Here is a 16,698-nt window from a genome sequence, read left to right as displayed (position 1 = left end):
GTTGAATAGGCCTGTGAAGATTTTCTTCAAGCGCCTGGAATGTGGTTTACCCGCGTTTGCTCATCGGCCCGCGCGGCGACAACCGTGCAGCGCGCCGGCGGCCGCCAGCCGCTTTGTACCGCCTCGCCTTCGAGCAGGTAGAAGAACTCGGGACCGGTATGGCGGTGCCTCGGAAATGTTGCGCCTGCAGCGAACCGCACCCGTTGCATGGCGCGGCCCGCTGTTGTGCGCCCGGTATGCGTTATCGTGTCTTTTCGTCGGCAGCGGCAAGCATGGCGTCGCCAATGCGGGACTCGCCGCTCGATACGAGCGCTTCGCCGGCGCCGCGAATATCGCGCTCTTCCTTGTTCTGGCTGAGCTTGCTCTTGCCGACCAGACGCGTGATCTCGATCTCCACGCCAACGATCAGCTTCACGAGCGTGTCCGTATAGTCCTTGGGCGCGTCGGCCATCTTCCAGGGCTTGGGCTGCGTGGCTTCGTGCGTGCGCGTCAAGCGGCCGACCACGCCGCGCACGTAGCGCTCGTCGTCGAGAATCCTGATGCGCCCATGCGCGTGAACGACCACGTAATTCCAGGTCGGCACCTGCTTGTGCGCCTCGTGCTTGCTCGGATACCAGTTCGGCGAGATATACGCGTCGCCCGCGCGGAAAATCACGAGCACGTCGTCGCCGTTGGCCACGTCCTGCCAAACCGGATTGGCCCGCGCGACGTGCGCGCGCAAGACACCCAGTTCGCCTTCGCCGGCCGCGAGTTCGAAGGGAATGTGATTGGCGTCGAGCCCGCTTTCTCCGTGCGTGACCAACGTGCCGAACGGATGTTGGGCAATGCAATCGTGCAGCACGTCCTTGCGGTTTTCGGCGAAATGGGCTGGTACGTACATGCGGGTGTCCCTGCTCGTAAGGTGAATGGATAGCGTGGCCGGCGCTGCCACACGCCCAAGTCTGCCCCAAAAGTGGTTTATTCTATAGATCCAGTTTATTTAAATTCCAGTGAACCAGTATCATGCCGAGAACAGCGCAGGCCGCGGAAATGCCATCGTTCGGCACGCTGGACCGTGAGGCCGGCAATCTCAGCCGCCAGGTGGCCGAGGCGCTGCGCGAAGCGGTGCGCAAAGGGGACTTGAGGCCCGCCGACGCGTTGCCTTCCACGCGCGCGCTCGCCGCTTCGCTCCAGATCGCGCGCGGCACGGTGGTCGAGGCGTACGAGCAATTGATCGCCGAAGGCTTCCTGGAATCGAAAGCGGGAGCCGGCACGCGCGTGGCGCTCGCGCTGTCCGAGCCGCCGCCCGCGCGCGAGCCTCGCGCAACTTCGCGCCACGCGGAAGCAGCCGGGCTGCCGGAACGCGCCGAAGCGTTCGCCAGAATCGGACGCGAGTTCAAGCCGCTTCCTCCCGTGCCGTTTGCCATTTCGGTGCCAACGGGCCTGACCGCGCCCGGCGATATCTGGCGCCGGCTCGGCAACCGCTTGCGCGCGCGCGGTCCGGCCTCGCCAACCGGTTACGCCGATCCGCTTGGCGCGCGGGCGCTGCGCGAAGCCATCGCCGACTATGTGCGCAAGTCCCGCTCGGTGCGATGCGATGCGGATCAGGTGATCGTCACGAGCGGCACCCAGCAGGGCCTCTTTCTCGCCAGCCAGGTGCTGCTCGGGCCGCGTGACCAGGCATGGGTCGAGAACCCGGCCTACCGTGGCGTCACCGCCATATTCGAAAGCCTGCCCTACCGCGACGCCATGGTCCGCGTGCCCGTAGATGCCGAAGGTCTCGACGTCGAGGCGGGCATACGCATGGCGCCGAAAGCGCGCGTGGCATTCGTCACGCCTTCGCATCAATATCCGCTCGGCATGCCGCTGAGCATGGCGCGGCGCGCGGCGTTGCTCGCGTGGGCGCGCTCGGCCCACGCGTGGATCGTCGAGGACGACTATGACAGCGAGTTGCGCTACGAGGGCTATCCGTTTCCGGCACTGCAGGGCCTCGCGCCGGATCGCGTGGTGTATCTCGGCACCTTCAGCAAGATCCTCTTTCCATCACTCCGGTTGGGCTATGTCGTCGTGCCACCCAATCTCGTCGATGCGTTCTGCGGCGCGCGCGTACTCGTAGACCGCCATCCGCCCACTGCCGATCAACACGTTCTGGCCGCCTTCATGACCGAGGGGCACCTGGAGCGGCACGTGCGCAAGGTTCGCAACGTCTATGCGGAGCAGCGGCTCAGCCTGATCGAGACCCTCGAAGCGCTATTGCCCCGGAATCTGGCGTGGATCGAGCCCGGCGATCAGGGCATGCATCTCGTGCTCTGGCTTGCAGCGGGACTCGACGATCACCGCGTAGTCCGGCTCGCCGCCGATGCGGGCGTCGCGGTGCGCGCGGCGTCGCCCATGTTCGCGGCGGGCACGGCGCGCCCGGGGCTGATCCTCGGCTTTGGCGGCTTTAGCAGCGCTCAAATGAAAGCGGCTGCGCATCGCCTTGCCGCCGTGATCGCCTCAGTGGCGAGATAAGGCGAGATCAAGTATTTCGGGCTACTGGATATCGCTGCGACTTGCTGAGTTCAATGGCGAGAAAGTCGACAAACGCCCGAATGCGCGTGGAAAGCTGATGCCGCTGCGCATACACGGCGTAGATGTCCGCGCCCGGCGTTTCATACTCGGGCAGCACGACCACGAGCCGCCCGTCCGCGAGATATTCGTTGATATCCCATTCCGCGCGCATCAGAATGCCGTGCCCGTCCAGCGCCCACTTCACCGCAATCTCGCCGTCATTGGTCGTGAGGTTGCCATTGATCCGGATGGCTTCCGATTTGCGCGTATTGCCGCGCTCGTTCGAAAGCCGCCACACGCCATACGCTTCGTCGCCCTGGCGAATGCTGATGCAATTGTGCTTCGCGAGGTCGTGCGGCGTAGCCGGCGTGCCCCGGTTCGCGAGATAGGCGGGCGAAGCGCAGAGCAAACGCCGGTTCGCCGCGAGACGCCGGGCGATCACGCGCGTATCCGGCGGCTCGCCAAAGCGGATGCAGACATCGTACGAATCCTCCGTGAGCGGCGGCGGCATGACCGAAAGCTGAAGCTGCACGGAAACCTGCGGATACTGCGCGACGAAACGCGAAAGCGCCGGCCCGATGTGGCTGCGCCCAAAGCCGAGCGTGGCGTTCACGCGCAGCAAGCCCTTGGGGTGCTTCTTCGAGCCACCGAGCAGTTCACCCAGTTCGTCGATCTCGTCGAGAATGCGCCGCGCATGCTCCAGGTACACCTCGCCTTCGGGCGTGAGCATCATGCGGCGCGTCGTGCGGTTCACGAGCGGCACGCCGGCGCGCTCTTCCATTTGCGCGAGCCGCTTGCTCACGGCAGCGGGCGTGAGGCCTAGTTCGCGTGCGGCGGCGCTCAGGCTGCCCGAGGAGGCGAGCGTGGAAAAAAAGCCGAGATCGGCGGGCAGAACGGTGTCGGTCACGGTCGCCACTTGTGAATTCAGGTTAAGGATGCTTTGAGTCTAGCACCGGTTTTTGAACCAGGAGTTGGGTAAAGTGCACCCACACTGGCCACATTCCAAAGGAACGAGACATGAAGACCTATCGCATCGCAACCATTCCCGGCGACGGCATCGGCAAGGAAGTCGTGCCCGCAGGCAAGGAGGTGCTGGAAGCGCTTGCGAAAACCACGCAGCGCTTTGCGTTCGAGTTCGAGAACTTCGACTGGGGCGCCGACTATTACCGCCAGCACGGCGTGATGATGCCCGCTGATGGCCTCGACGCCATTCGCAACAAGGACGCGATTCTGTTCGGCTCCGCGGGCGACCCCGACGTACCCGATCACATCACACTGTGGGGCCTGCGCCTGAAGATCTGCCAGGGCTTCGACCAGTATGCGAACGTGCGCCCCACGCGCATCCTGCCCGGCATCGACGCGCCTTTGAAGCGCTGCAAGCCCGAGGACCTCAACTGGGTGATCGTGCGCGAAAACTCCGAAGGCGAATACTCGGGCGTGGGCGGCCGCGTGCACCAGGGCCATCCGCTCGAAGCGGCAACCGATGTCTCGATCCTCACGCGCGCCGGCGTCGAACGCATCCTGCGTTTTGCGTTCCGGCTCGCGCAGTCGCGCCCCCGCAAGCTGCTCACGGTCATCACCAAGAGCAACGCGCAGCGCCACGCCATGGTCATGTGGGACGAGATTGCGCAGCAAGTCTCGAAGGAATTCCCGGACGTGAAGTGGGACAAGGAGCTGGTGGACGCCGCCACGGCGCGCATGGTCAACCGTCCCGCCTCGCTCGACACGATCGTCGCAACCAACCTGCACGCCGACATTCTCAGCGACCTCGCCGCCGCGCTCGCGGGCAGCCTGGGCATTGCGCCTACGGGCAACATCGATCCCGAGCGCCGCTACCCGTCGATGTTCGAGCCAATCCACGGCTCCGCCTTCGACATCATGGGCAAGGGGCTCGCCAATCCGATCGGCACGTTCTGGTCGGTCGTGATGCTGCTCGAACACCTCGGCGAAACCGAAGCCGCCGCTCATGTGATGCAGGCCATCGAGACCGTGACGGCCAACCCCGCGCTGCACACCGGCGATCTTGGCGGCAAGGCGACCACCGCGCAGGTCACGGCCGCGGTGTGCGAACTCGTCGAGAAGGCGGCCGTCGCTGCCTGAATGCAGGCCTGAGCGCTACCGCGCCGTCAAATCAAGCAGACACGGGGGCGTAACACAAAAAATACCCGCACGCCTCCGTCAACCCTCCAAGGAGGAGACACATGAATTCGGATACCGAAGCAATTGTCACGCGCAAACTCATGTGGCGCATCATCCCGTTCGTCATGCTGCTCTACTTCGTGAGCTTTCTCGACCGGGTCAACGTGGGCTTCGCGGCAATGACGATGAATAAGGCGATTGGCCTTTCGCCTACGGCCTTCGGTCTCGGCGGCGGGCTCTTCTTCATCGGCTACTTTCTGTTCGAAGTGCCTTCGAACCTGATCTTGCACCGCGTGGGCGCGCGCATCTGGATCGCGCGCGTCATGGTCACGTGGGGCATCGTCTCGGCGGCCTCCGCATTCGTGACCGGGCCCACGAGTTTTTATGTACTGCGCTTCTTGCTAGGCGTGGCGGAAGCCGGCTTCTTCCCCGGCATCATTCTCTATCTCAGCCTCTGGTTTCCGGGCAAGCAACGCGCGGCAGCCGCGGCATGGTTCATGGCAGCCGCGCCGATCTCGACTGCGCTCGGCTCGCCCATTTCAGGCGCGCTCATGCAATTGCCGCGCACGTTCGGGCTCGCCAACTGGCAACTGCTCTACGTGATCGAAGCAATTCCCGCCGTGCTGCTGGGTTTCGTGGTCCTGAAGGTTCTCACCGATGCGCCTGCCAAAGCGCGCTGGCTGAAGCCGCAAGAACGCGACTGGCTGATGGCGAAGCTCGCCGAGGAAGCGCGCGAGAGAGAGAACCACACCGGCCACACGGCAGGCGCGCTGAGCGCCCTGCGCGACCCGCGCGTGCTGGCGCTCGCGCTGATCTACTTCGGCACATCGGCAGGCCTTTACACGCTGGGGCTGTGGGCGCCGCTCATCATCCGGCAATATGGTTTCAGTGCGCTCGAAACCGGACTGCTCAATGCCATTCCGAGCATCGTGGCGGTCGTCGCGATGATTCTGTGGGCGCGGCACTCCGACCGCACGGCGGAGCGCACCTGGCACGTCGTCGTCCCTTGCGTGCTCGCTTGCGTGGGCTTCATCTTCGCGGGGCAAGCCAGCACCGCGCTGATGATCGTGCTGGCGCTCGTGGTGGTCAATATCGGCATCAGCGCCGCGAAGGCGCCGCTCTGGGCCATGCCCAGCATGTTTCTCTCTGGCGCTGGAGCAGCGGCGGGAATCGCCATGATCAATTCGATCGGCAATCTCGGCGGCTTCGTGGGGCCCGCCGTGATTGGCTGGCTGAAAACTCAGACGGGGGGTTATGCCGCCGGCTTGTACGTCGTTGGCGCGACGCTCGCGCTTTCCGCGGTGGTCACGTTGATGCTGAGCCGCAAAGCAAGCCAGCCGGTCATGGCGCAGGTGAGGCACGATCACTGAAGGGGCCGCGCGGAGCTTGTGGCAATCCAGGTGCATGCTGCCATGCTCCGCGCGAGCGCGATAAGCCGATAACAGGGTTGGCATTAGCGGCCGTGCGCGTTATCTCGGCCGACCCGCTGCGGCAGATTCTGTATCGCCGACGCGGGGCGTGGCCATGCGCACCGCAACCACACAAGCCGCCATCGATATCAACGAGACGATCAGCACGGCCCACTCCACCGGTACATAGCTGCCGCGTATCGCCCAGATCGCTGCGCCCGCGATAGGCGCAATGCCTTTGGCGATGTTCGCAGGCATCGAGAGCAGGCCGCTCACCGCGCCGTAGCCTTCGGTTCCCAGCAGCGTCTGCACGAGCATCCCGCGCAGGATCGTCATCATGCCGTTGGCGCCGCCGTAGACGATGGCGAACAGCATCAACCACGCAGCCGACTTCCCCGCACCCATCAGGATCACGACGGAGCACGGGAACGCAGTCGTCACCACAACGGCGACACGCCCCGGTGGCGCGCGCCTGCCGACGGCGAACCACAGGACCCGCGCAAGTACCTGTGCCGGCCCGATCGCCGCCATGGTGACAATGACCGTTGCGCCCGCAACGTCACGCTCGTGCATCAACGGGATCAGATGGAAGGTGAGTGCGACGAAGGTGGAGTAATACGCCGTGAAGCAAACGGCCAGCGCCCAGAATACCGGCGAGCGCAAGGCGTTGCGCGTCGAGGTGCGGCTCACTTCGCGGGCGCGTTGCTGCGTCGCGGTGTCCGCATCCGGCTCGCCGCGATGAATCGCAAATACGTGCACCGGCAAGCAGACAAGCAGATTGACGAGCGCAAGCGCGAGCAACGCGCCCCGCCAGCCGAACGCGACGATCAAGCCTTGCGTGAGCGGAATGAACACCGTGCTCGCGAAACCCGCCACAAGCGTGATGAGCGTGATTTTCCTTGCATAGCTGCGCGGGAAGTCGCGCGTCACGACTGCAAACACCGGGTCGTAGAGCGTCGCCGCAATGGCTACGCCCAACCCGCACCACACGGCAAAGAGGGCCGGCAGACTGCGCGCCTGCGCCCACAGCACGAGCATCGCCGATGCAAGCAGCGTACCGCCCGCCATGACGCGCCGCCCATAGCCGCGGTCGATCAGGGTGCCGACCGGGTAGGCCGCGAACCCCGAGACCAGCAAACCTGTTGAGAGCGCAGCGTTCGTCGCCGTGCGGCTCCAGCCCAACGCGCTTTCCATGGGCACGACGAAAAGCGAGAACGCGTAGTAGATCGTCCCCCACGAAACGAGTTGCGCCACCGCGAGCGCCCATGTCTGCGCTGCGGCGTGCGGTCGGTCCAGTCCGTGCGGTCTCGCGTGGGTCGGTGTCGGCATGGATGTGAGTGCCGGGGCGCGCTGTTCGTCGGGCGCGAGCCGGACCCGATTTGCCGATTCTGGCGCACCTTCAGCGCGATTGCACTATGTACGCTAGCGCACGGAACGGGCCGCGCTCGATCGCTATGCTCGCCAGGTGCCCGAGAGGCCCGGCGCTATCCCTCACGTTCGTTTCTCCAAACGGTATCGCCAGTGCGCAGCCAAGCCATCCAATATGCCTTGCTTCTCGCCTGCGGGTGCCCGCCAGCATTCGACGCGCACGCAGCCGATGCAATTGGCATAGTCAAGACGATCAAAGGCTCGGTGCAAATCGAGCGCGCAAGCCAACCGGTCAGCGTGGCGGTCGGCAGCGAGGTGTTCGCGAGCGACCGTGTCACGACCGGCCCCGCATCCGCCGTTGGGATCACGCTGCGCGACAACACACTGCTGACCGAGGGCGCCAATTCCATTCTCGATCTCAACAAGTTCGCATTCAACACGACCACCTACGACGGCGCGCTCGACGTGAGCATCAAGCGCGGTTCGCTCGCCGTGGTCGACGGCAAGCTCGCGAAGGCCAATCCGGAAGCCGTGCGCTACAGCACGCCCACCACCACGCTCGGCGTGCGGGGCACCGAATTCATCATCGAGGTAGGGGGAAGCGGGGAGAACGGTCATTGAAGACAATGAACGCCGGGCACTGGCTTGCGCGATACATGGCCCTTACGCTGTGCTTGTGCCTCTTTGCATGCAGCACGCCCGACAAGATCACGCTGCTGCCGAATCCGGACGGCAGCGTCGGCAACGTGATCGTGCATAGCGGCAGCAAGACGCAAGTCATCGACAAGGCCTACACACGCGCCGATGTTTCGAAAGGCGGCGCCATCGCGGAAACCGCCGATAACAAGGCCGCCGTGGAGGCGCAGTACGGCGATCTGCTGGCCGCCCAGCCGCCACGGCCCCGCACGTTCACGATCAACTTCGTTTTCGACTCCGCCACGCAACTTGCACCCGAGTCCGCGGCCACGGTTGCCGAGTTGAAGAAGGTGCTGGCAACGTGGCCGGCCCCTCACCTCACGGTGGTCGGCCATACCGACATGGCGGGCTCGCAGGCGTTCAACGACCAGCTCTCCATGCGCAGGGCGCAAAGCGTAGCGTCGTTTCTGGTCAAGTCCGGCATACCCGCGCAGCAGATCGAAATTGCCGGCCGGGGCAAACGCGAGCCACTCGTCCACACTGCAGACGGCGTGCCCAACCAGGCAAACCGGCGCGCGGTCATCACCGTTCAGTAATCCGTATCGATGCGCGGCGCTCATCGTCAGCCCCCATCCCCATGAAACGCTACCGCAACGCATGCATCGCATTCTTGAGACGCATGATGCGGGCGCGCAAAGGGCGCCCCTGGGCGCTCGCGGTGCTCGTGACGCTTTTGTTCATCAACCTGTGCAGCGAATGGCCCGGCGACGTGGTGCGCCCCGCCTTCCTCGACACACTCGACAATGTGTTGCCCGATACCTTCGGTTCGGCGCGCCAGCTGCTTTTCGACCACTATCAGCGCCGCTTTCCGCGCGTACCCGCCGCGCAGCCGGTGACCATCGTCGAGATCGACGACAAGACGCTCGAAGCCTTCGGCCAATGGCCCTGGCCGCGCAACCGCCTCGCCGGCCTCGTCGATGCGATCGAGGCGGGCAAACCGCTGGCGATCGGCCTTGATATCTACATGCCCGAACCCGACCAAACCTCGCCGGGCATCGTGGCCGACAACCTGCCCGCTTCCGAGGTCTCGCTCGCCACGCAACTGCGCGCGCTGCCCAGCCACGAGCGCATTCTTGAGACCGCGTTGCGCGCGTCGCCTTCCATTCTCGGTGCGGCCGCGTTCGACTACGCGACCTCCACCACGCGCACCGACATGCTGAGCGCCCCCGTGCTCGTGCACGGCCCGGACGCGCTCGCGAGCGTTCACCGCTTCAATTACGTGCTCGCAAGCCTGCCCGAACTGCAAGGCGCGGCCCACGGCCAGGCCATGCTCAACGTCGCGCAGGAGCAGGGCACGGTGCGGCGCATTCCGCTCGTGCTGGGTCTTGGCGACAAGCTCGTGCCGAGCCTGCCCATTGAAATGCTGCGCGTGGCGACCGGCTCGCCCGCCATCGAGGTGTTTGCGGGCCTGTCCGGCGTGCGCGCCGTGGGCGTGGCGGATGTGCGGGTGCCCACGCAACCCGACGGCGATATCTGGCTACATTTCGCCTCGATTGCGCGCACGCAGCAGCGCTATGTTTCCGCACGCGACGTGCTGCAAGGCAAGATCGAAGCGAGCCGCATCCACAACAAGCTGATTCTCGTCGGCCTCACCGGCACGGGCCTGACCGACATGCGCACGACGGCGCTAGGCGAGCTGGTGCCCGGCATCGAAATTCAGGCGCAAGTGATCGAGACGATCTTCGAGGGCCGTTTCCTGCAGCGCCCGGCCTGGCTGATCTGGTGCGAGAGCGCTTTCATCCTCGTGGTCGGGCTGTTCTTCATCTGGTACGTGCCGCGCAACGACTCGCGGCTCGCCGTCTTCATGCGCACCGTGCCGAAGGCCTCGGCCATCATTGGCCTTGTGCTCAACGTGTTGACGCTCTCGGTTTGCTTCCTCGTGTTCCGTTACTTCGGCTTCCTTGTCGATGCCGCATCGATCTTCATCATTCTTTCCGCTGTCATGGGCAGCTTCTTCACGATCTCCCTCATGGAGCCCGAAGCGCAAAACGCACCCAGCTCCGGCCGCGCGCACGTCAGCTGAGGTTGCCGAGTGCTACATTACGGTCCTGATCGCCCGGCAACGGGAAGCCATGCAAGGCACGGAGCGCGAATGACCCCATCGGAACGTATTGACCAGCTAATCGCGGACCTCACCGACTGGCGCCGCGACACCTTCACCGCCATGCGCGAGGCGATTCTCGAAGCCGACCCGGCGATCGTCGAGGAATGGAAATACATGGGCAGCCCCGTGTGGTATCGGGACGGCATGATCGCCGTGGGCAATGCGCACAAAGGCAAGGTCAAGCTCACGTTCCTGTACGGCGCGAGCCTGCCCGACCCGAGCAAGCTCTTCAACGCCGGGCTCGAGGGCAACGCGCGGCGCGCCATCGACTATCTCGAGGGCGACAAGGTCGACAAGCGCGCACTGAAGGCGCTCATTCGCGCGGCAATCGAATTCAACCAGGGCAAGGCGAAGAAAAAAGCGCCCGCGAAGCCGCGCGCCAGCAAAACCGCCTGACGCGAGCGCCTCACACTTCGCTCACCTCGCGAATGGGAATCACGGTGCGCTCGCCGCATTCGCGCAGCAGGTCGCGCAATTCGTTGATGACGGGAAAGACTTCGTGATTCCAGTCGGCGCCCTGGTTGTCGTGCGCCGCCTGTTCGAGTTCCACGATCGTGCGGTCTTCCTTGAAGATGCGCTCCGTGAACCAGACCAGCAGCGGCCACGCCGCGTCGAGCAGGAACGGCACGGCGGGACGCTTCACCGAAAGGAGTCCGAAGGTCCGGTTCGTGCGCTGCTGCGCGTCGAGCGGCACATACACGATCCACAGGTCCATGAGGAGCGACTCGTCGCCCGACCGGATCTTCAGCGTTTGATACGGATATTCCGTGCGCACAGTCATCACGCTCTGATCGCTCGGGTCCGCGCGGTTCTTGCTCGCGCCGAACACGAGCGCCTCGCCCGCGGGCTGCTTGCCCGCCATGCGCGCGAACGTGTAATCCACTTCGATGGACTTCTCGCCGCGCCGCCGGCCGAGCGAGCGCGCCCGCATCTGGCCCATCTGGCGGCGGTGGAGAAACTGGTGGTTCATGTCCATCAGATTCTCGTGCATGAACGAGTAGTGGCACTTCACTTCCTGGCCGAAGCGGCGCGTCTTGTAGGCCTTGTTCGTGACCGAATCCAGCACGGGCAGCGGATGCGCTTCGGCGAGCGTGGCATTGCCGGGAAAGACGAAGATCATGCCGTGCGCCTCGCGGCACGGATAGGCGCGCACGCCGTTGGGCAAGCGCTCCCTGCCGAGGTACGGCACGTCCACGCATTGGCCCGAACAATCGTAGGTCCAGCCGTGGTACCCGCAACGAAGCGACTCGCCGTCCACCACCCCCGCATGTAGCGGCACCTGGCGATGCGCGCAGCGGTCTTCGAGCGCGTACACCGCGCCTGACGCAGTGCGAAAGAGCACAATGGGCTCGCCGGCGAAATGCGTACCCAGCGTCTTGCCAGGCTTGAGTTCGCGCGACCAGGCAAGCGGATACCAGTAGTCGGGATGAATGGGCACCCGGCGCAAATCGCGCGGTTCCTGCAAATGTGACTCGATCGTATAACCATCTGGCAAAGGCACTGCGCGCATGCGGAGAATCTCCTTGTCGAGTCCGTTGTTATCGTCGTTCCGTTAAGAGACTGGCTGGAGGCAAATCTCGTGCCCGATCATTCAACGCGAATGCCGCCTGGGTGTCGATCAGTGTTTAGCCGGAAAGCACGCGATGATGGCGGCCTGAACCTTGACGACGGCAGCGTCGCGCAGCGAGCTGTTGCGCCACCCGAGTTCCACCGGATAGCGCGGCAGATCGATCGGGCAAGCAAGCAGCTTCAGGCCCGTCACGCGCGCGATCGCTTCGGCCGCATGGCGCGGAATCGTGGCGACGCTGCGCGTGCCCTTGAGCAGGAAAGGCAACGCGGCGAAATGCGTCGTGGAGGCCACGACATTGCGCTTCAGGCCGCGCGCGGCGAGCCCTTCGTCGACGATCCCGACCACGCCGCCCGACGACACCAGGATGTGCCCTCTCGACACGTAGTCGGCAAGCGTCAGGCGCCGTGGCGTGCGGGGAGCGTCGTCCACGAGGCACGCATAGCTGCCCTCGCCGAGCACCCGGTGGCTCAGCCCGCGCGAAGCGAAGCCGCCCGCCGCGACGGCGAGATCCATGTCCTGATTCGCGAGCGCGTCGGCGACGATCTGGCTGTGCGTCTGACGAAAGATGATGCGCAGGCCCGGCGCGCTCGCTTCGAGCGTTTCGATGATGCGCCGGCCAATGGCCACCTCGAAGTCGTCGGAAAGCCCGATCGACACCGCGCGCCCATGAAACGTGGTCGCGTCGGGCGAGGCAATCGCAAGGCTATGGCGGCAACGGTCGAGCGCCTCGCTAATCACAGGCTTGAGTTCCTGCGCGCGCGAGGTCGGCGCGAGCCCGCGCCCGGTACGCACGAAGAGCGTGTCCGCATAGAGCGCGCGCAAGCGCCTGAGCGCGGCGCTCACGGCGGACTGTGTCATGTCGAGGCGTATCGCGGCGCGGCTTGCCCCGCCCTCCTCGAACAGCGCCTCGAAGATCTTCAGCAGATTCAGGTCCACGACTGCGATATCAAACTGGTTCATATCACATAGTATCGATATACGTTCTCGCGATTTTATCGCCGTGGAAAGATGTGAGCTGTCCAAACCCCTGGGAGCACGCCATCATGGCCAAGTCGAAAGTCGCCGCGCTGCAGATCGGTTCATCCGCCGCCGGCAAAGCGCAGACGCTGGAACAGATTCTCTCGTTCGAAGCGCAGATCCGCGCCTCGGGCGCGAAGCTCGTGGTCATGCCCGAGGCGTTGCTCGGCGGTTACCCGAAGGGCGAAATATTCGGCACGCGCCTTGGCTACCGCCTGCCCGAAGGCCGCGAGGCATTCGCGCGCTATTACGAGAATGCGATCGACGTGCCGGGCGCGGAAACCGAAGCGCTCGCCGAGCTTTCCACGCGTTGCGGCGCGTCGCTCGTGCTCGGCGTGATCGAGCGCGATGGCAGCACGCTCTATTGCACCGCGCTGTTCTTCAATCCGGGTGAGGGGCTCGTGGCGAAGCACCGCAAGCTCATGCCCACCGGCACCGAACGGCTCATCTGGGGGCAAGGCGACGGCTCGACGCTGCCGGCCGTTCGTACGGAATCCGGCGTAGCGGGCGCTGCGATCTGCTGGGAAAACCACATGCCGCTGTTGCGCACGGCGATGTACGCGAAAGGCGTGCAGATCTGGTGTGCGCCCACCGTGGACGAGCGCGACATCTGGCAGTGCTCCATGCGCCATATCGCGCACGAAGGGCGCTGCTTCGTGATCAGCGCATGCCAGGTGCAGCCCTCGCCCGCGGCGCTTGGCGTCGAGGTGCCGGGCTGGGACGAGAACCGGCCGCTCATCAATGGCGGCAGCTTGATTGTCGGGCCGCTTGGCGATGTGCTGGCCGGGCCGTTGCGCGGCGAAACAGGCCTTATTGTCGCGGAGATCGACACCGAAGAACTCACGCGCGCCCGCTACGATTTCGATGTGGTGGGCCACTATGCGCGGCCCGATGTGTTCTCGCTTTCGGTCGATGAGCGGCGCAAGCGTACGGTCTCGTTTATCGCCGAGTGAGCGCGCGTAACGTTACGCCGCGCGACGTCACGCCGAATACAACCCTTCCGGCCCGTTGCGCAGCGTGCGCGCCAGCAACTCCAGCCCCTCGCGCAGCGCCTCGTGGCTGCGCGCGCCGCCCAGACTCAAACGCACCGCGTGCGGTGCAGAGCCGCGCCCGATCACGAAGCTGTCCGCTGTTTTCGCAAGCACGCCGGCCTGACGCAGCGCCGCCGAGAATTCGGCGGCACGCCACGGCTCGGCGAGCGGCAGCCAGAGATGCGGGCTTGCGGGGTCGGTGCGATACGTCCAGTCCGCCAGCACCTCGGCGGCGATCGCGTGGCGCGCGTCCACCTGCGCGCGCTGCTGCGCGATGAGGCGATCGATCTCGCCATCGACGATCCAGCGCGCCGCAATCTCCGCGGCGAGCGGCGACGTCATCCAGCAATCGCTGCGTATCACCGCGAGAATCTTGCCGACCCAGTCCTGCGGCGCCTGCACATAGCCAATGCGCAGGCCCGGCGCGACCGCCTTCGAAAGACTGCTGATCACGATGCCATGCTCGGGCAGGCGCGCCGCGAGCGGCGTGGGCGGGGCGTCGAGCAAGGCGGCTGGCACGAGATCCTCGATCACGACGAGGTGATGGCGCACGGCGATCTCGGCGATCATCGCGCGGCGCGCTTCGGAAAGCGTGGCCGTGGTCGGGTTGTGCAGCGTCGGCACGCAAAAGAGCGCGCGCGGCGCGAGCAGGCCGCACGCGCGCTCGAGCGCCGCGGGCACGATGCCCTCCTCGTCGATTTCGATGCCGACGAGATTGAGCCGCAGCTGCCGCGCGAGCGCGACGATACCGGGATAGCTCAAGGCCTCGGCGAAAATCGTGTCGCCTGGACGCAGCACTGCGCGCAACACACAGGCAAGTCCGTGCTGCGCGCCCTGCGTGACCAGCACGCGCTCGGCGGCCACCGTGCAGCCCATGCGCGCAAGCCAGCGCGCCCCCGCCTCGCGGTGCGAGCGGCGGCCGCCTTCGGGCTGGTACAGCAGCAGCTCGCCCGCCAGCCGCTCGTCGGCGGCCAGTTCGCGCAGGGTCTGCGTCAGCAGGAAGGCTTCGTCGGTCGGCATCGGCACGTTCTGGCCGAGATCGATCAGGCGCCCCGGTGCATAAGCGCCCGGTGCACCCGGCGTGGTCGCCGCAGCCCGCTCGGTGGATTCGGGTGCGGGGCGCGTACGGTCCTGCATACGCACGCCGTCGGCGTCGGGCTCGGCCACGTAGGTGCCGTCGCCCACGCGCGCCACCACCATCCCGCCGCGCTCCAGCTCCGCATACGCGCGGCTCACCGTGCCGGTCGTGACATTGAGCTTCTTCGCGAGCAGCCGGTGCGCAGGCAGCTTTTCTCCGGGCAGCATCTGGCCGCCATGAATGGCCTGCGCGTAGGCGTGAGCGATTGCGCGGTACTTGGGTTCGCTGCTGCGCGAGAGCGTGGGCATCCAGCCATTCATGGTTTTCCCGAAGGAGAAAAGCACGCCGCGGCACGGCGCGGCGGCTGCGCCATTATCGCGCCCAATTCGCGGAAATGAAGGCTGTCATTTACTTCAATTGACTTCATTGAGTGCGTGGAATTGACCCTCTAGGATGCCGTAACGCCTGACAAGGCCAAGGAGACAATGCCCGCCCCACGGCGCACTGCGTGCGTATCTTCATACGTAAGTTACGCAATGTTGCGCGCCACCGGGCGGCGCCCCACGCGCCATGACGAACCGCATCGCCCGCATCACCGTGAGCCAGCACCGGCTGCCGCTCGACCCGCCGTTCCCCGCCTCGTGGGACAGCCGCCCGCGGCGCGCCTTCCCGGCGACGATCGTGCGCGTGGAGGACGACGAAGGCCGCGTGGGCATCGGTTCCGGCGACGCCATGTATGGCTTCGACGACTACCGCGATCTCTTTATCGGCACAGATCCGCTCGATCTGGCGCGCCACTCGGCGGTGCTCGACAACCTCAGCTTCCACGCAGGCCGCCTTTGGCCGCTTGACGTCGCGCTCTGGGACCTCGCCGGCAAGATTCGCGGCGAGCCTTGCTGGCAGATGGCCGGCGGCCGTTCGAAGCGGGTGCGGGCGTATGCGTCCTCGGGCGTGCATCGCACACTCGAAGGCATGGCGCAGTGGGCCGAGCATGCCGTCGCGCGCGGCTTCCCGGCGCTCAAGGTGCGCTTCGGCCGCGCCACGCTCGCCGACGATATTGCCGCGCTCGCCGCCGTGCGCGAAGCCGCTGGCGACGCGATCGAACTCATGGTGGATTGCAACCAGGGCTGGCGCATGCCCTGGGACACCCAGGCGCCGTGGCGCGCCGACGAAGCACTCGCCGTGATCCGGCAGATCGAAAAGTATCGCGTGTACTGGGTGGAAGAGCCGCTGCATCGCGGCGACTACGCGGGCTACGCGCAGTTACGCAAACAAACGGCAGGACTCGGCATACGCATCGCAGGCGGCGAGATGACGCGCGACGCGCACGAATTCGCGGCGCTCCTTGCACACGACTGTCTGGACGTCTATCAGCCCGATGTCGTCTGCACGCTCGGCATGGAAGGCGCGCGGCGGCTCGCGGCGCAGATCGAAGCGCACGGCAAGGTGTTCACGCCGCACACGTGGGGCAACGGCATTGGCCTCGCCGCGAACCTGCATATCGTGGCGGGCGCGGCGCACGCGCCGTTCGTCGAGTTTCCGTACGACCCGCCCGAATGGACGCCTGCGCGGCGCGACTTTCCGATCAAGCACGTGATCGACATCGACGCGAACGGCTGGATCGAGCTGAGCGATGCGCCGGGCCTTGGCATCGAACTCGACGAAGCCATGCTCGCCACCACACGCGCACACGACAGCCGGTACGACTGAAGCAAAACGGGCATGGCATGAAGACGATGCCATCCTCTATATGAAGC

At 65.5% G+C, this 16,698-nt stretch carries 15 protein-coding genes; 9 read left to right on the top strand and 6 right to left on the bottom strand.

Annotated elements, in window-relative coordinates; genetic code table 11:
- Window positions 1-241: 241 nt before the first annotated feature.
- Window positions 242-880, bottom strand: a complete 639-nt coding sequence (locus U5A65_RS04090) for an FMN-binding negative transcriptional regulator (protein ID WP_321934677.1) — start codon at window positions 878-880, stop codon at window positions 242-244.
- Window positions 881-1,002: 122 nt separating this feature from the next.
- Here U5A65_RS04090 and U5A65_RS04085 point away from each other — a divergent pair, with 122 nt between their 5' ends.
- Window positions 1,003-2,490: a PLP-dependent aminotransferase family protein gene (locus U5A65_RS04085; RefSeq protein ID WP_321945544.1), complete on the top strand. Its 1,488-nt coding sequence runs from the start codon at window positions 1,003-1,005 to the stop codon at window positions 2,488-2,490.
- A gap of 7 nt (window positions 2,491-2,497) precedes the next feature.
- Here U5A65_RS04085 and U5A65_RS04080 read toward each other — a convergent pair whose 3' ends face one another.
- Window positions 2,498-3,436 carry a LysR family transcriptional regulator gene (locus U5A65_RS04080; RefSeq protein WP_321945543.1) on the bottom strand — a complete coding sequence of 313 codons (939 nt, stop codon included), beginning with the start codon at window positions 3,434-3,436 and terminating at the stop codon, window positions 2,498-2,500.
- A 110-nt stretch (window positions 3,437-3,546) separates the two neighbouring features.
- On the opposite strand from U5A65_RS04080, the gene U5A65_RS04075 reads away from it, so the two are divergent.
- Both U5A65_RS04075 and U5A65_RS04070 read left to right on the top strand, forming a co-directional pair.
- A complete protein-coding gene (locus U5A65_RS04075) occupies window positions 3,547-4,629 on the top strand; it encodes a tartrate dehydrogenase (protein ID WP_321908022.1) in 1,083 nt (360 codons plus the stop codon).
- A 101-nt stretch (window positions 4,630-4,730) separates the two neighbouring features.
- On the top strand, window positions 4,731-6,038 hold the full coding sequence (locus U5A65_RS04070) for an MFS transporter (protein ID WP_321934675.1): 1,308 nt from the start codon (window positions 4,731-4,733) through the stop codon (window positions 6,036-6,038).
- Between the two features lie 99 nt (window positions 6,039-6,137).
- Here the strand turns inward: U5A65_RS04070 and U5A65_RS04065 are convergent, their stop codons facing one another.
- A complete protein-coding gene (locus U5A65_RS04065) occupies window positions 6,138-7,406 on the bottom strand; it encodes an MFS transporter (protein WP_321945542.1) in 1,269 nt (422 codons plus the stop codon).
- Window positions 7,407-7,709: 303 nt separating this feature from the next.
- Here U5A65_RS04065 and U5A65_RS04060 point away from each other — a divergent pair, with 303 nt between their 5' ends.
- The 4 genes from U5A65_RS04060 to U5A65_RS04045 all read left to right on the top strand — a co-directional run bounded on the left by U5A65_RS04060 (window position 7,710) and on the right by U5A65_RS04045 (window position 10,641).
- Window positions 7,710-8,066: a FecR domain-containing protein gene (locus tag U5A65_RS04060; RefSeq protein ID WP_321908026.1), complete on the top strand. Its 357-nt coding sequence runs from the start codon at window positions 7,710-7,712 to the stop codon at window positions 8,064-8,066.
- Between the two features lie 5 nt (window positions 8,067-8,071).
- On the top strand, window positions 8,072-8,677 hold the full coding sequence (locus U5A65_RS04055; RefSeq protein ID WP_321908571.1) for an OmpA family protein: 606 nt from the start codon (window positions 8,072-8,074) through the stop codon (window positions 8,675-8,677).
- A gap of 83 nt (window positions 8,678-8,760) precedes the next feature.
- Window positions 8,761-10,164, top strand: a complete 1,404-nt coding sequence (locus U5A65_RS04050; RefSeq protein WP_321945885.1) for a CHASE2 domain-containing protein — start codon at window positions 8,761-8,763, stop codon at window positions 10,162-10,164.
- A gap of 69 nt (window positions 10,165-10,233) precedes the next feature.
- Entirely contained in the window at window positions 10,234-10,641 is a 408-nt protein-coding gene (locus tag U5A65_RS04045; protein ID WP_321908027.1) for a DUF1801 domain-containing protein, read from the top strand.
- 10 nt (window positions 10,642-10,651) lie between these two features.
- On the opposite strand, the gene U5A65_RS04040 is transcribed toward U5A65_RS04045, so the two are convergent.
- Window positions 10,652-11,755, bottom strand: a complete 1,104-nt coding sequence (locus tag U5A65_RS04040; protein ID WP_321945541.1) for an aromatic ring-hydroxylating dioxygenase subunit alpha — start codon at window positions 11,753-11,755, stop codon at window positions 10,652-10,654.
- A gap of 108 nt (window positions 11,756-11,863) precedes the next feature.
- Window positions 11,864-12,775, bottom strand: a complete 912-nt coding sequence (locus U5A65_RS04035; RefSeq protein ID WP_321945540.1) for a LysR family transcriptional regulator — start codon at window positions 12,773-12,775, stop codon at window positions 11,864-11,866.
- Window positions 12,776-12,858: 83 nt separating this feature from the next.
- On the opposite strand from U5A65_RS04035, the gene U5A65_RS04030 reads away from it, so the two are divergent.
- The gene (locus U5A65_RS04030; protein ID WP_321908033.1) at window positions 12,859-13,785 is read left to right on the top strand and encodes a carbon-nitrogen hydrolase family protein; all 927 of its coding nucleotides are present in this window, start codon (window positions 12,859-12,861) and stop codon (window positions 13,783-13,785) included.
- Window positions 13,786-13,812: 27 nt separating this feature from the next.
- Here the strand turns inward: U5A65_RS04030 and U5A65_RS04025 are convergent, their stop codons facing one another.
- Entirely contained in the window at window positions 13,813-15,261 is a 1,449-nt protein-coding gene (locus U5A65_RS04025; protein ID WP_321945539.1) for a PLP-dependent aminotransferase family protein, read from the bottom strand.
- Between the two features lie 250 nt (window positions 15,262-15,511).
- On the opposite strand from U5A65_RS04025, the gene U5A65_RS04020 reads away from it, so the two are divergent.
- Window positions 15,512-16,651 (top strand): mandelate racemase/muconate lactonizing enzyme family protein, encoded by a 1,140-nt coding sequence (locus U5A65_RS04020; protein WP_321908038.1) that lies wholly within the window; start codon window positions 15,512-15,514, stop codon window positions 16,649-16,651.
- The last annotated feature ends 47 nt before the right edge of the window (window positions 16,652-16,698 follow it).

It is taken from the genome of Paraburkholderia sp. J10-1 (assembly GCF_905220165.1).
Taxonomy (GTDB): Bacteria; Pseudomonadota; Gammaproteobacteria; order Burkholderiales; family Burkholderiaceae; genus Paraburkholderia.
This window is presented reverse-complemented; position numbering and strand designations above follow the sequence as displayed.